The organism is Paenibacillus baekrokdamisoli, assembly GCF_003945345.1.
GTDB classification, from domain to species: Bacteria; Bacillota; Bacilli; order Paenibacillales; family Paenibacillaceae; genus Paenibacillus_Z; species Paenibacillus_Z baekrokdamisoli.
In genome coordinates this window covers 3668931-3682572 of record NZ_AP019308.1, presented here as the reverse complement: position 1 = coordinate 3682572, position 13642 = coordinate 3668931, and the positions used below count along the sequence as shown (strand labels likewise).

Genomic DNA, 13642 nt, shown 5'->3' with positions numbered 1-13642 from the left:
TGTGCTTTATTCGTTTTCTACGACACGGGCGACAGGTCCGCTGCAGATACGGCACTTGCCGCGAAGAATGAGACTGTTCTTATCTTGCTGAATGTTGAAATCAACGATTTCTACAGCACCCTTGCACTTGCCGCAGAAGACGTTGCGGACCAACTTATCTCTGAGAGACTGGGGAATTGCCTTCCAGGTTCTCAATGCTGTTAACGACGTCACATTACTCTGGTGTTCAGTCATTGAATTCTCTCCAATCTGGAATAGAAGTTAGTTCTAGTGTATATCATTGGGGAAGGGTTGTCTTGTTAAAGGTCGATGAGAATGGGGTGAAATGTTTTCACTTCTTTCTCTTATGTATATAATAGGTATAAATGATATATAAGATTGAAATGGGGGGGTTCGTATGAAACGTTCAACAATTATTGGAGTGGTTATCGGGGTTATCGTGCTTATTCTTATTTTGTCCGGAGTAGGTTCCTATAATGGACTTGTCTCTTCCGAGACAGCAGTAGAAAATAAGCTGTCGCAGATCGATGTCGATCTACAACGCCGGGCTGATCTCATACCCAATCTCGTAAGTACGGTCAAAGGCTATGCGGCTCATGAGAAGGAAGTTATTGCAAACATTACGAAAGCGAGAGCACAGCTGAATGCTGCAGGAACTCCGCAAGAAAAAGCAGATGCGGACCAACAACTGACAGGGGCTCTATCTAGATTGCTTGTAGTGGTAGAGAATTATCCCAACTTGAAGGCGGACGCCCAGTTCAAAACGCTAACGGATAACTTAGAGGGGACAGAAAACCGGATATCGGTAGCACGCAGAGATTATAATGAAGCGGTAACCAGCTACAATACGAAGATTCGGAAGTTTCCTGCATCGATATTCGCTTCCATGTTTGGATTTGAGAAGAAAGAGTTCTTCAAAGCTAAGGAAGGCGCGGATACGGTGCCTGAAGTGAAATTCTGATGTCTGCCATCGGGGAGTTGCGAATAAGGCGGTTACCAGCTGGCTTTCTTTGCTTGCTTGTTCTTCTGCTTGGGATTATTGGTATGGGAAGCACAGTTGAGGCTGCTGAATCACCCTATGGTGTGTATGTTCAAGACGATGCAGGTGTGATTTTGCCGGAAACGGCGCAGCAGCTGTACAGTCATGCCGTATGGCTTCATGATCGGACGGGAACGGCCCAAGTAGGTATCGTGGCCGTGAAAGCAGCGGATCTTGGGAATAAGTCTTTGGAGAACTACGCGGTGGATCGTCTCCGCCAGATGGGACTCGGGGGCAAGGAGCGCAATGATGGTGTTCTTCTTCTGTATGTGGCAGGTGATGAACCTCATGTTCGTATCGAGGTCGGATATGGGCTCGAAGGTCGAATAACCGATAGTAAGGCGGGCGCGATCTTGGATCAGTTTTTTGTTCCTAATATGCAGGCTGGGCAATTGGATGAGGCATTCATTCAGACGCAAAGCGCTATTATTCGCGAAGCTGCGGCAGAGTATGGCATTAACGCCTCGGAAATGCCAGAGGGCAGCGGAGATATAGCCTCGGTTCAAGGAGAGGGAGGCGGCTGGTTTAGCTCCCTGCCTGGCTATATGAAAATTGGTATTGGCCTCATCGTTGTTCTCCTGTTTTTCCTAGATTTCAAGCTGACAGGAGGCGCATTCACTTTCGCTGTGCTTAATATGGTTGGTCGACGCGGGGGCTCTTCTGGTGGAGGAGGATTTGGCGGCGGCCGTGGCGGCGGTGGATCCAGCGGTGGTGGTGGCGCAAGCCGATAAGAAGTTGTAAAGGGGAATTCAAAAGCAGCATTAGCTGTTTTCGAATTCCCCTTTTGCTTGAAATCATGGAAAGCAGCAGCTTGCTTAGAACAACAACGCCAGCCACTCTGCTCGGTCAACAGGTCCGAAATAGAGGCGCAGATCCACTTCTGACAGTGCCGTACCCACAGATGCAAGGTCATATCTGACCCCTTTGAGCTTATCTGTGACTTCGGATACCTCACCCGTTCCGAAGAAATCCCCGAAGACGACCGCTTCAGCGATTATCCCATCTATGACATTCAACCGGACATCAAAGGTTCCTGCTGCAAGTCGTTTGACCTGACGTACGTTAAAGGCAGGGGATCGTCCATAGTTCCAATCCCAGCTTCGATAGCGTTCATCTGCTAGCTGGTGAACAGCGGTCCAGTCTGCTTCGGTTAATTTATATTCGGGAATGGTCGTATTCCCTCCGAAGATGGACTCCAGCAGGAACTGCCGGAACTGCTCCATTGTCAGGGGTTCTTTAAGAAATTCAACAATATTAGCAACTCGGCTTCGTACGGACTTTGTCGCCTTCGATTCAAATTTAGCAGGGTTGACGTTAAGAGCAGAGACGATGGAATCAACCTCGGAATCAAACAGCAGCGTACCATGGCTGAACATTCGTCCTTTGGTGGCAAACTGTGCATTGCCTGAGATTTTACGTTCACCTACCTGCAGATCATTGCGTCCGGATAGTTCGGCTTCGACGCCCAGCTTGCGCAGTGCTTCCACGACAGGCTCGGTAAATTTGCGGAAATTGTGAAAGGATTTGCCGTCGTCACGAGTTAGGAAGCTGAAGTTTAGATTACCTAAATCATGATAGACCGCTCCACCACCGGACAATCGGCGTACGACATGAATGCCCTGCTCGTCGACATACGTCGTATTCACTTCTTCGGCTGTATTTTGATTTTTACCAATTATAATCGAAGGCTCGTTGATGTAGAAGAGCAGATATTCTTCTTCTAAAGGCAGATGCCTCAGCGCGTACTCCTCCAGTGCCAAATTTATGGATGGATCGTGATTATTCTCATTACTGATAAAAAGCATGTCATGCGCCTCCTAAAGGTAGTTGTAATCCGTATGATATAGAAGTCGGCGTGCGTCGTCCACTTTGTCTCATAGAAATTAGCTGTTGCGGAGTTTTTGTGGAAGCTGCTTAGATAATTATGGAACCGTTTCCAAGGAAAATAGAGCTGCACGGCGAATAAGAATAAATAAATACCTACAATAACTTCCCTTAGAAAGGATTACCTATTATGAATGAAACGATTTGGAAGCATCGTAAACCTCTGCAGCATATCTGGAACAAGCAGTTAGAAGGACAAATAACGGTTGGATTTATCGGTGGGTCGATTACGGATGGACGGCCTCGTCATAACTGGCCGGAGCCGGTTATTGCTTGGTTTGGTGAGACTTTTCCCCAGACACGTATTATCGTGGAAAATGCAGCAATAGGCGCAACAGGCAGTGAGCTTGCAGTATTTCGCGCTCAGCGTGATTTGATCGACCGTGGATGCGATTTGGTCTTCATCGACTATGCGGTTAATGATTATGGCGAAGTGTCAGATAAACGCAAACGCACGCGTGAAGGTCTTGTGCGCAAGCTTCTTGCAGATGGACAGCGCGATGTCGTGCTTGTACATACCTTTTGTCAGGATATGTACCCCGACATGGAGGAGGGCGGCGTTCCTGATTCGATTGCGGAGCTAGAAGAGCTGGCGGATCATTATGGGATCGGTTCTGTTTGGATGGGACTCCACGCTTTAGAGGAGGTTCGCAAAGGAAGGATGCGCTGGGAAGAATGGCTGCCTGATGGTCTTCATCCAACGAGCCGAGGCAGTCTCAGTTATGGTCAAAGTGTTATTGCCTTCCTCGAGAAGGAGCTGAAGCTCGCCAAGGGAACAGGACAAGAACAGCAAGATATCGCTTTACCCACACCCCTGCATCCGAAGCATTGGGAGCTCGCTGCCAATCTGTCTTTTGATCAGGTGCAAACGGAGGGACCGTGGGTGATAAGGCGGTTTCTTCATCATATTTGGATTGATCAAGTGCTTGAGACGGCGGCGATTGGAGCTAAGTTAGCTTTTACTTTCGAGGGTCGCGGCTTAACGCTTGGATTCGACTTTGGAAAAAACGCTGCGGAATTCCGCTACAAGATCGATGGTGGTGATTGGGTAACCGAGAGACGGGATAGACCCGACTGGTGCGGAGATGATGGCTGGTATCGAATGAGCTTCCTTGGCGATGAGCTGGAGTTCGGGAAGCATTACTTTGAACTGGAAGTCATACACGGCAGCCGCCCGGATTGTAAAGGGACGAATTTCCGCTTAGGGAACATTGGTATTATCCAGTAGAATAGTTATCCCGATTCAGAAAGGTGATGACCTATGGAGAATAAAATTAATGTTGGGATCATTGGAGCTAGTTGGTTTGCAGATCTATGGTTTCTGCCCGTATTAACGAAGCATCCTCATGTTCGTGTAGCAGCTATTTGCAGCAAGAATGGGGAAAACGCGCGTAAAATGGCAGGAAAATACGATATTCCCTCTGTGTATACTTCTGCTATTGAAATGATGGATACCGAGAAGCTGGAGGGTGTCTGCATTATTACGCCTAATAACCTTCATTATCCCCTGGCAATGGAAGCGATGAAGAGAGGCATTCATGTGCTGTGTGAGAAGCCCTTGGCACTCGATGGTAAACAGTCGAGTGAGATGGCACAAACTGCAATAGAGAAGAATTTGGTGCATAGCGTTAACTTCTCCGTACGTGAGCACCCGGGCGTGCAATATCTGCGACAGGCCATTCGCGAAGGAGCGATCGGTCAATATCTGGAGGGTCGCTTTGAATATACTGGTGATTACGGACTTGGCGGTTCACCGGGCTGGCGCGGAGCTGTAAGTGAAGCGGGTGCAGGCGGCGTGCTTCAGGATCTGGGTTCTCATCTGATCGACCTCGCTCAGTATGTGCTGGAGGAGCCAATCACGGCGGTAGCTGCTTCTATTCGTTGTCTGGAAGCGGGCCGATTGGTGAATTTCAAGGAACGAAAGAATCGTGATCAAGCAGCCGATTCTATCTATGCACAAGTCGAATTTGCAGAAGGTGGTCATGCTGCCTTCCAGACGAGCTGGGTTCGTTCGCAAGGTAATGGGGGACAGAGCATAGCTATCGAATTATATGGAACCGGAGGCGCTTTGCAATTAACGGCAACTGGATATGGATATAGACTTTATACCGCGAAAGCAGGCGAGACCTTGCAACCGATTGAGCTTCCAACAGCACTCCCTTGGGATCTTGCAGCAGAGCCATCGGAGGATCGATTCCGACCTTATCGGAACTCGGAGAAGAATGAAGCATGGAAATGGGCAAGTGCTGTATTCGCTGCTGAAAAGGGAGATCATGCCAGTCATGAGGAGTTAGCGGGGTTCGATGATGCTGATCATGTTCAGCAGGTGATCGATGCGTTCCTTCTATCCGCTGAGCACGGGAGTAAGGAAAAAGTAGCTAAGTAAGAGAACAATCAATCCGTTCACCAATTAGCACTCCAATAAGAGGACGCCGAGATGTACTTCGGCGTCCTTTTCCATCAGATCGCCTACCGGCTATCTATTTGTTCTGCCTGCGTTTCGCGAAACCCATCTACTTTCAGAATGATGAGTTTCAGCTGGTCGGCAGAGTGATTGCACTGCAATCCATGGTAATCATGCAATTGTAAGGGGATAATCAACCACGACCACATTGTCTAGAACGCCGTCCAGAGCCTTCACGAAATCTTGATGGGCCGGATGCGGTCCATATTGGCGGAGTGCTTCTTGGCTCTCGAACGTGACTCTTAATCCCAAGGAATAACCATGCCTATTCTCCGTTTCTTCTGTGACGTTAATCCCCGCACTAAGCTCAATAATGCCAGGAATAGTTTGTTTCAATGCCTGCAGCTTCCCTAGAAGCACTTGCTCATGTTCCTTCGTCAAACTGGAGTTGAATTTAAAGATAACGAGATGTTCAAACATGAATCCTGCTCCTTTCCATTTATCGGTTATCGGTTATTGTCCGTATTCTATCATAGTGTACCATTCAGGAAGGAATCAACAAAAAACGATTTCAGCTGCACCAGACATGAAATGAATAAGCTTTGTTTAAGCAAATCGGATGTGATGTGTACCTATTTCTGTACAGGCGAATTGAAGCAGTCTTGAGCCTTCCTCAGTGAGAGATATGCTGTCCTGCTGGGACAGCGGCACGAACGGCTCAATCACTAGGGTTGCGCGATCACGTTCACGCTCGATCCTCCATAACCCGCTGACAAAACCATCCACAAGGATCGCTGCTCGAATAATTCCATTCGAGGTGAAAACTCGCTTGCGATGTTCTTCGCTCATAATACGAGAGCGATCAGCATACGAAAGGAGCATATTGTCGAACTCCCCTAAGAAACGCGGCGGGGCTGGAGCAGCTGGATCGGGTAATGGAGCGTCCTGTAAGTCGAACAGCTCGATACCTTGCTCATCGTGGAAGGTGCGCAGGCTTGGGCGGAGCAGCTCAATGACTTCCCGCAGCTTAGTTAAGCCAGACCATACCTGCATGTCTTTGACGGACGCCGGGCCGAATGCGGCAAGATATCGACGAAGCATCTCTTCAGCTGTTGCATCGGAGGAGAGGGGGCGTTTAAGCCAATGCTCAGAAGAAGTATGCGCAGCCTGTCCACTTTCACCCCAAAGACCGCGAGGGGGTACTTGGACGAGTGGAACGAAGGTACGGACAGCTGCGCCAAGAGCAATCGGATCAACATTGGGCCACTTTTCTTGCAAGAGCATCCCAAGCTCATTAAATGTCCGTGGCTGTTCCTCGACCAACATTCGGCCCGCAGCTGTAAGTGCCTGAAGGTCTATGCCATTAAGCTGTTTGCCAAAATTCCCCTTCAAGCCCCGTTCGAGTGCCGATTGCAACAAGGGGCGAAACATGATGCAGTCTTCCGCAGTGACCAAATGAATGGTTGATCGCATTAACGCGATTCGTACTACCTGACGGTCTTTCATAAGCTCCGACAATTGCTCATGACGGAAGCCTTCCAGCCGCGTCCATAGTCCATAATAAGGGGGATTTGGGGCTTGCGCCTGAAAACCAACCAGATGCACAATGGCCTCTAGCGCAGAAATCTTCGAGCGGCGCAGCAGCAGCTGCCGCTCCAGTAAGGCCCGATTAAGGGCCATTTTAGATAACACGGGTCCAGAACGACTGTTTAATTTAGACATGAAAGAACTCCCTTACGTCAGTAATCTTGATAGTCTTAATCTCAATTATTGTAATATATCGTAACCTCAGTTAATTAGATCCGCAAAGGCCATCTATATTGTAATTAATATTAAGTAAACAGTAAAAAAAGGAAGGGATACTTTGCAATGCTATTGAATTAAAGAAAGGGGCTGATTGTTTAGCCTATAAATGCAAAGTCATTGAAAAGTAGACAGAATGAGGGTGTATTGTTCCTATGTATAAACATATTATATTTGATTTCGATGGAACATTAGTAGATTCAACAGCTGAAATTATGATGATTTACAATGAATTAGCTATGAAATACAACTTTAAGCAGGTCAATCAAGAAGAGTTCAACCTCCTCAATAATTTGCCAATAAAAGAGAGATTCAAAGCATTGAATGTGCCTATGTACAGATTTCTCTTAATAAGGAAAATTGGTAAGGAATTTAAAGAACGGTATAAGCAATATTTAAATGAAATACATTTTATTGCTGAAATGAAGGAAGTTGTGGGCTTGCTGCAAAGTAAAGGATATATCATCTCGGTCGTAACATCGAACGCTGCAGCCAACGTAACGGAATTCTTACAAATTCAAGGTTTAAAAGGATTCCACGATGTACGTTCTTCTAATGGATTATTCGGTAAACATCAAACATTGAAGCAATATATGAAAGAGAATCGACTAAATCGCGAAGATATCCTCTATATCGGTGATGAGCGAAGAGATATATTGGCGTGCAAGAAATGCAATATAGATGTAATAGCTGTGACTTGGGGGCTAGACACGATGGATTCGCTGCTTGCTGAGAAACCTAATTATTTGGTTAAGCAGCCGCAGGAAATAATGGAAATTCTAACGAGATAAGAATAGAAGGAAACTATGAAAGGAAGCGTCCCGGATGATCGTTCTTAACAAACGTTTGCAAGCCATATTGGGTGATGCATTTGTGTTTTATTATGCTTTCTTTAAATGGGGAAGGATTCAAGAGGATAAGCAGCTATCTTTCTCCTACCACAAAAAAAGTTTATATTTGTTTATTTTTTTGGCGCTTGTTCATGAACAGTTGCTTGAATTTATCGCCTTTCATTACCTATTGAATGATCGATTTCCCGATTTCTTGGTATCGCTGCTGCAGGTCATTCATCTTTACGGGATTATCTATTTAATCGGCGATTACAATTTAGTACGCCGAGGACGAGTGAAAGTCGATGACACTAAAATTCTAATCAATGTAGGGATTAGAAAGTCAATCGAGATTGATCGAAAAGAAGTTAAATCTGTAAGCGTAATTCACAGTGAGAAGGAATTAATTCATGCTTCAAGCAGCTTTTGGGTGGTGGCGACCCCACTCTTTTATAAGCAGTTCATTGGGTTTAAAGATGATATCAATTGTCAGGTAATACTTAAGAAGGCTATAAGATCATACGGTTTTTTAGGAATATCTAGAGATATCACTCATATAAACCTAGCTGTTGATGATCTGGAGGGGTTCGTTAAGTCGATATCGTGAAAAACCAATCGATCTTCTCACTTCCCCTCGCGAATCAACATGCTACACGTGTAGTCCTAATTTGTAAAGGAAAGGGTCTGAGTGTGGAGCGGAAAGTTTACGTTTCGCCTTTGAAGTCGTGTTATAACCTATAAAATACTAATCAAACAACACGACTTCAACAGCGAATGGAGCCCACACTCAGCCCTGACCTAACCACCCGGAAGGATCATCATTTGGTAAGCACTTTACCCTCTGAAATTAACCGCTGTGGAATAGCTTTTTTGATCTGAAGCAGGAGCGCAAAAGAGAGTATATTTACGCAATAAAGGTGTATTATCTTATTCTCCGCAACCTGTTATTATGGTTGTACACATTATTGCAAATGGTTGCACACATCATTGCAAGCGCTTGCTTAGGAGAACAAGGCGTATCTCATCTAGGGGTAAAGACGCCTTAAAACATGGGAGGCAATACGACGATGAAGCTGCAATATTCAACACCAGCTAAAGTATGGACAGAAGCACTGCCAATTGGTAACGGTAGACTTGGTGCTATGGTATCCGGAGGTGTGGAGCAGGAACGGATTCAATTAAATGAGGATACCCTTTGGTCTGGTTACCCAATGGATTGGAATAATCCTGATGCGAAGAATGTGCTGCCAGAGGTACGCCGTCTCCTAGCGGAGAAACGCTTCATCGAGGCTGATCTCCTTTGTAAGGAAATGATGGGACCTTATACGCAATCGTATTTGCCGCTGGGTCATATACATATTGCTTTTGAACATGGCGACCTTTATCGGGATTATCAGAGAACACTTGATCTGGAACAAGGAACGACTCATACCCGATATGTGATAGGGAATGTGACCTACACCAGGGAGATATGGGCCTCTTATCCGGATCAAATCATTGCTATTCGGCTGGAAGCAAGTAGTCCGGGTATGCTTAACCTTCATGCAAGGCTGGATAGTCCTCTACGTTATCGAACGGATGCAGCTGAAGACTGCTTCAAGATCCACGGAGTAGCCCCGGAGAGTGTGGCTCCTAATTATTATGATGTCGATAACCCTATCTCGTATGGAGACCTATCAACAACGGAAGCGATGCGCTTCGAAGGATACTTATCCGCCAGCCTTGAGGGCGGGGACATTGTCATCGATCAGGATGGCATTCATATTACGGGTGGCACAGCGGTTACGTTATATTGGAGCGCGGCGACCAGCTTTAATGGATTCGACCGTTTGCCTGGAAGTGATGGTAGAGATCCAGGTGAACTCGCAGCAGCATATCTGAAGCATATAGCTGACATACCGTACGAACAGCTTCGTCAGCGGCATATAGCGGATTATCAATCCTTGTATAACCGGGTGCAGCTGCATCTAGGTGAATCAGCTGCACCAGTGGATATGGATACGGACAAAAGGATTGCGGATTATGGTGCTGATGACCCGGCACTGGTGACACTGCTTTTTCAATATGGACGATACTTAATGATAGCAAGCTCCCGCCCTGGGACACAGCCTGCTAATTTGCAGGGCATTTGGAATCAAGAAACAAGAGCGCCATGGAGCAGCAACTGGACGCTAAATGTCAATACAGAGATGAACTATTGGCCAGCGGAGAATTGTAATTTGGCGGAATGTCATGAGCCTTTGCTGGACTTTATCAGCAGCTTGGCAGTAAGCGGCAAGAAAACAGCTGAAATTAACTACGGCACACGCGGCTGGACGGTGCATCACAATTCGGATATTTGGGCACAATCCGCTCCAGTTGGTGCTTACGGTCACGGCGATGCAGTTTGGGCACTCTGGCCGATGGGCGGTGTATGGCTTTGTCAGCATCTATGGGAGCATTATGCCTATGGAAAAGATGTCTCCTATTTACGGGAGAAGGCTTATCCAATTATGAAGGAAGCGGCATTGTTCTGCTTGGATTGGCTGATAGAAGATGAGAATGATCGGCTTATTACTGCGCCTTCTACTTCACCGGAGCATAAATTCAGAGTAGAGAACGGCTTTTCCGGGGTTAGTGCAGCTTCTACTATGGATTTGATGCTCATCTGGGATCTATTTACGAATTGTATAGAAGCCGCAGTGACACTCGGTACGGACGAGGTGTTCAGCAGCGAATTGACTGAGGTAAGAGAGAGGCTGCTCCCTCTTCAGATCGGCAAGCACGGACAGCTTCAGGAATGGGCAATCGACTTCGAGGATGAGGACATTCATCATCGGCATGTATCCCATATATTCGGGGTATATCCAGGCAGACAATTAACTGCAAGCTCGTCACCTGAATTTTTCAAAGCGGCGAGGCATTCACTAGAACGGCGTGGAGATGAAGGCACTGGCTGGAGTTTGGGTTGGAAAATCTCCCTGTGGGCGCGTTTTGGTAACGGCAATCGCGCTCGTCTTCTGCTATCCAATTTATTAAAGCTTGTCAAAGATGACGACTCGGATAATTACCATCGAGGGGGCGTTTATGCGAATCTATTCGACGCACATCCACCCTTCCAAATTGATGGCAACTTTGCAGCAACAGCAGGTATTGCCGAGATGCTGGTACAATCGCATCAAGGTTATATAGAGCTGCTTCCTGCTTTACCGGATGCTTGGCCTGCGGGTTATATCTCCGGATTGAGAGCGCGAGGGGGATTCGAGGTCAGTGTAAACTGGGAAAATAGAAACTGGACTGAAGTGCAGATTCTATCCGGCAGCGGAGGAAGTTGTGTAATAGCAGTCAGCGGATCGGTTCGAGTTGTAGTGGACGAAGCGAATCTGATTCAAGCGGATCAAGAAGAAGAGGGCTTCCTTCGTTTCGAAACCGTAAAAGGGCAGCTTTATAAAATTCATCGTATCTAAAAGAAGAGAGCAGTCCGAAACTGGAAATCATCGTTTCGGGCTGCTCTTTATGATTTTATATTTTCACTGGCATCAGCTGTTCGTCGGTAGTTCCCTTTCTTCTAATCAAGAAATAGGTGAAAGTCAGAATGACGAAGATGACGATATATATTACCAGATAGGTAAGCTGATGCCACATATTTGTGTAATCCCCGCTCGAGATGACATCTCTGTAACCACGTATGCTGTATGTCATCGGCAGCCAAGGATTCATGGCTTTCGCCCAGTTTGGCAGCAGCTCGAGTGGGAAAGTTCCTGCACTCGATGCGAGCTGAAAGATCATAAGCAATAGCACCACAAAACGCCCGGGTTGATCCAACCAAGTAACAAAGGCCTGGATGACAAACATAAAAGTAAAGCCAACCAAGGTCGTATACAAGTAGAACAACGGAATGCTCTGCACCTTCAGTCCAAGAATAAACACGATAGCGGTGCTCACAATTAAGGATTGAATCAAGCTCATGATGCCAAATATGAGCATTTTACTAATAAATAATCCGATTCCAGTTGCTCCCTCAACGGTGGTGCTGCGAGCAGAGAACATGGTTGTGAATATTAGTCCCCCAGCAAATAATGACATGGAGAGGAAATACGGAGCGATACCGTTTGCATACAGGGTTACCTTCCGGTCATCATTAGCCTTAATTGCAACGGGCTGTGCAAGCATTTGGATCATTTTATCATCTGCTTTAATATCGGAGGTCTTCTTAGCTGCTTCCTTTAGTTTGGTCGCAAGCTCGCTGCTGCCGTCGACTAATTTGACGGCTCCAACGCTTAATTGTGCAGCGCCGGAATCCAACTGCTTGGCGCCGCTTGCGACTTTACTAATTCCATCAACTAACGTTCCTAGTCCGCTGACCAATTGATCCGCACCCTGACCTAACGCACCTGCTCCTTGCTGTAGTTTGCTGCTGCCACTGACAAGCGAAGTGAATTTGGAGTTGAACTGTTTCAAACCACTGTTCAGCTGCTGTTGTCCTTCCTGTAAACTTATGGCACCCTGTAATAATTGCTGCTGAACGCTGCTCAATTGCTTGCTGCCTGATAAAAGCTTCTGCTGTCCTTGGTCAAGAGTCTGGCTGCCGGAGAGAAGCTGGTTTTGGCCCGTATGTAAAGCTTTGGCTCCATGCGCAACGGTCTCGCTTGCAGCGAGAATTTTTTGCAGGTCTGCATTGCCAGCCAGATCAGAATTGGCGCTCATCAGCTGCTTCAATGATGCTGCGACTTGCTCACTGCCATCGGATAGTTCTTTGCTGGCATCAGCAGAAGCACTGAGACCTGCCGCCAATTGCTTGCTTCCTGATGCAGATGATTCGATACCAGCCGTTAATTGATCGGCCCCGACTTTGCTTGCCTTTATTCCGGAGATAAAGGCTGAGGAGCCTTCGACGGTCTTAGCGGCACCTTGCTGGAGCTTCGTCCCTGCTGCAGCCAACTGCCCTGCACCGCTAGCAAGGTCTGCCGCACCTGTACTAACTTGCGACGCTCCATTTCGCAGCTTGACAGCACCGGTCTGCAATTGCTGGGCACCGCTGCCTAGCTTGTCCGCTCCGCTTGCTAATTGCGCTGTACTGGTCTTTAATTTGGTCATTCCTGCATTTAACTGGCTTGCTCCTTCATTCAGCTTCACAGCGCCTTCGGCAGCGGTTTGGAATCCACTGGATATTGTCTCAAATTGTGAGAAAATACTTCTGGAATAAGCTTCAGTAAGATTTTTAGACAGCTTATTCCTCAGTTCTTTGGTCGCATTTTCGCTGATTTGACCTGCAACGAAGTTATAATAGCTGTTCGATTCATAGATAATTTCAGCTTGTTTTGGATTATTGCTTGTTAGAGAGGCGGCATCTGCGGAGAATCCAGCAGGGATGGTGATTGTCGCATAATAATGATTCTTCTTCATCCCTTGGCGGGCTTCTTGATCGCTAACGAATCGCCAATCGAAGCTTCGGTTTTTCTTAAGTTCATCGACGAATTCATTGCCTACTGTCATATATTTGCCTTGGAAATTCGCACCCTGATCGAGATTGACGACAGCAACTGGAAGCTCTTTTAGTTTACCGTAAGGATCCCAGGCCCCTTTTATCAAGAAACCGCTGTATAGAATCGGTATGAAAGCGACAGCGATAAATGTAACGATAAGCATCGGCTGTTTGATGAAATATCGAAAATCTCGCGCAAAAACGTGAAAAGGATTCAT

At 46.7% G+C, this 13642-nt stretch carries 12 protein-coding genes; 7 read left to right on the top strand and 5 right to left on the bottom strand.

The annotated features are described in order from the left end of the window. Positions 1–6 precede the first annotated feature (6 nt). Positions 7–234 carry a hypothetical protein gene (locus EKN16_RS16550; RefSeq protein ID WP_125659403.1) on the bottom strand — a complete coding sequence of 76 codons (228 nt, stop codon included), beginning with the start codon at positions 232–234 and terminating at the stop codon, positions 7–9. Between the two features lie 163 nt (positions 235–397). Here EKN16_RS16550 and EKN16_RS16545 point away from each other — a divergent pair, with 163 nt between their 5' ends. Both EKN16_RS16545 and EKN16_RS16540 read left to right on the top strand, forming a co-directional pair. Continuing rightward, complete coding sequence (locus tag EKN16_RS16545; protein ID WP_125659400.1) at positions 398–961, top strand: LemA family protein; 564 nt, start codon at positions 398–400, stop codon at positions 959–961. Beyond that, a complete protein-coding gene (locus EKN16_RS16540) occupies positions 961–1770 on the top strand; it encodes a TPM domain-containing protein (protein WP_125659397.1) in 810 nt (269 codons plus the stop codon). The genes EKN16_RS16545 and EKN16_RS16540 overlap by 1 nt, the downstream gene beginning before the upstream one ends. Before the next feature lie 84 nt (positions 1771–1854). On the opposite strand, the gene EKN16_RS16535 is transcribed toward EKN16_RS16540, so the two are convergent. Further along, positions 1855–2844: a lipoate--protein ligase gene (locus EKN16_RS16535; protein WP_125659394.1), complete on the bottom strand. Its 990-nt coding sequence runs from the start codon at positions 2842–2844 to the stop codon at positions 1855–1857. Between the two features lie 209 nt (positions 2845–3053). On the opposite strand from EKN16_RS16535, the gene EKN16_RS16530 reads away from it, so the two are divergent. Continuing rightward, the gene (locus tag EKN16_RS16530; protein WP_125659391.1) at positions 3054–4151 is read left to right on the top strand and encodes an SGNH/GDSL hydrolase family protein; all 1098 of its coding nucleotides are present in this window, start codon (positions 3054–3056) and stop codon (positions 4149–4151) included. A gap of 33 nt (positions 4152–4184) precedes the next feature. Beyond that, the gene (locus EKN16_RS16525; protein ID WP_125659388.1) at positions 4185–5309 is read left to right on the top strand and encodes a Gfo/Idh/MocA family protein; all 1125 of its coding nucleotides are present in this window, start codon (positions 4185–4187) and stop codon (positions 5307–5309) included. A 189-nt stretch (positions 5310–5498) separates the two neighbouring features. Here EKN16_RS16525 and EKN16_RS16520 read toward each other — a convergent pair whose 3' ends face one another. Beyond that, the gene (locus tag EKN16_RS16520) at positions 5499–5807 is read right to left on the bottom strand and encodes a Dabb family protein (protein WP_125659385.1); all 309 of its coding nucleotides are present in this window, start codon (positions 5805–5807) and stop codon (positions 5499–5501) included. Positions 5808–5933: 126 nt separating this feature from the next. Continuing rightward, positions 5934–7049 carry a winged helix DNA-binding domain-containing protein gene (locus EKN16_RS16515; protein ID WP_125659382.1) on the bottom strand — a complete coding sequence of 372 codons (1116 nt, stop codon included), beginning with the start codon at positions 7047–7049 and terminating at the stop codon, positions 5934–5936. 236 nt (positions 7050–7285) lie between these two features. Between EKN16_RS16515 and EKN16_RS16510 the strand changes: the two genes are divergently transcribed. The 3 genes from EKN16_RS16510 to EKN16_RS16500 all read left to right on the top strand — a co-directional run bounded on the left by EKN16_RS16510 (position 7286) and on the right by EKN16_RS16500 (position 11406). Continuing rightward, positions 7286–7921, top strand: coding sequence for an HAD-IA family hydrolase (locus tag EKN16_RS16510; protein ID WP_125659379.1), 636 nt, complete (start codon positions 7286–7288; stop codon positions 7919–7921). Positions 7922–7955: 34 nt separating this feature from the next. Then, positions 7956–8567 carry a hypothetical protein gene (locus EKN16_RS16505; protein WP_125659376.1) on the top strand — a complete coding sequence of 204 codons (612 nt, stop codon included), beginning with the start codon at positions 7956–7958 and terminating at the stop codon, positions 8565–8567. 460 nt (positions 8568–9027) lie between these two features. Next, positions 9028–11406: a glycoside hydrolase family 95 protein gene (locus tag EKN16_RS16500; RefSeq protein WP_125666353.1), complete on the top strand. Its 2379-nt coding sequence runs from the start codon at positions 9028–9030 to the stop codon at positions 11404–11406. A 55-nt stretch (positions 11407–11461) separates the two neighbouring features. On the opposite strand, the gene EKN16_RS16495 is transcribed toward EKN16_RS16500, so the two are convergent. Continuing rightward, entirely contained in the window at positions 11462–13642 is a 2181-nt protein-coding gene (locus tag EKN16_RS16495) for a YhgE/Pip family protein (protein WP_125659373.1), read from the bottom strand.

Coding starts and splice junctions, on each gene's coding strand:
- EKN16_RS16540 (WP_125659397.1), top strand. CDS start 961: ATGTCTGCCATCGGGGAGTTGCGAATAAGGCGGTTACCAGCTGGCTTT.
- EKN16_RS16515 (WP_125659382.1), bottom strand. CDS start 7,049: ATGTCTAAATTAAACAGTCGTTCTGGACCCGTGTTATCTAAAATGGCC.
- EKN16_RS16505 (WP_125659376.1), top strand. CDS start 7,956: ATGATCGTTCTTAACAAACGTTTGCAAGCCATATTGGGTGATGCATTT.
- EKN16_RS16495 (WP_125659373.1), bottom strand. CDS start 13,642: ATGAATCCTTTTCACGTTTTTGCGCGAGATTTTCGATATTTCATCAAA.
- EKN16_RS16545 (WP_125659400.1), top strand. CDS start 398: ATGAAACGTTCAACAATTATTGGAGTGGTTATCGGGGTTATCGTGCTT.
- EKN16_RS16510 (WP_125659379.1), top strand. CDS start 7,286: ATGTATAAACATATTATATTTGATTTCGATGGAACATTAGTAGATTCA.
- EKN16_RS16525 (WP_125659388.1), top strand. CDS start 4,185: ATGGAGAATAAAATTAATGTTGGGATCATTGGAGCTAGTTGGTTTGCA.
- EKN16_RS16520 (WP_125659385.1), bottom strand. CDS start 5,807: ATGTTTGAACATCTCGTTATCTTTAAATTCAACTCCAGTTTGACGAAG.
- EKN16_RS16500 (WP_125666353.1), top strand. CDS start 9,028: ATGAAGCTGCAATATTCAACACCAGCTAAAGTATGGACAGAAGCACTG.
- EKN16_RS16530 (WP_125659391.1), top strand. CDS start 3,054: ATGAATGAAACGATTTGGAAGCATCGTAAACCTCTGCAGCATATCTGG.
- EKN16_RS16550 (WP_125659403.1), bottom strand. CDS start 234: ATGACTGAACACCAGAGTAATGTGACGTCGTTAACAGCATTGAGAACC.
- EKN16_RS16535 (WP_125659394.1), bottom strand. CDS start 2,844: ATGCTTTTTATCAGTAATGAGAATAATCACGATCCATCCATAAATTTG.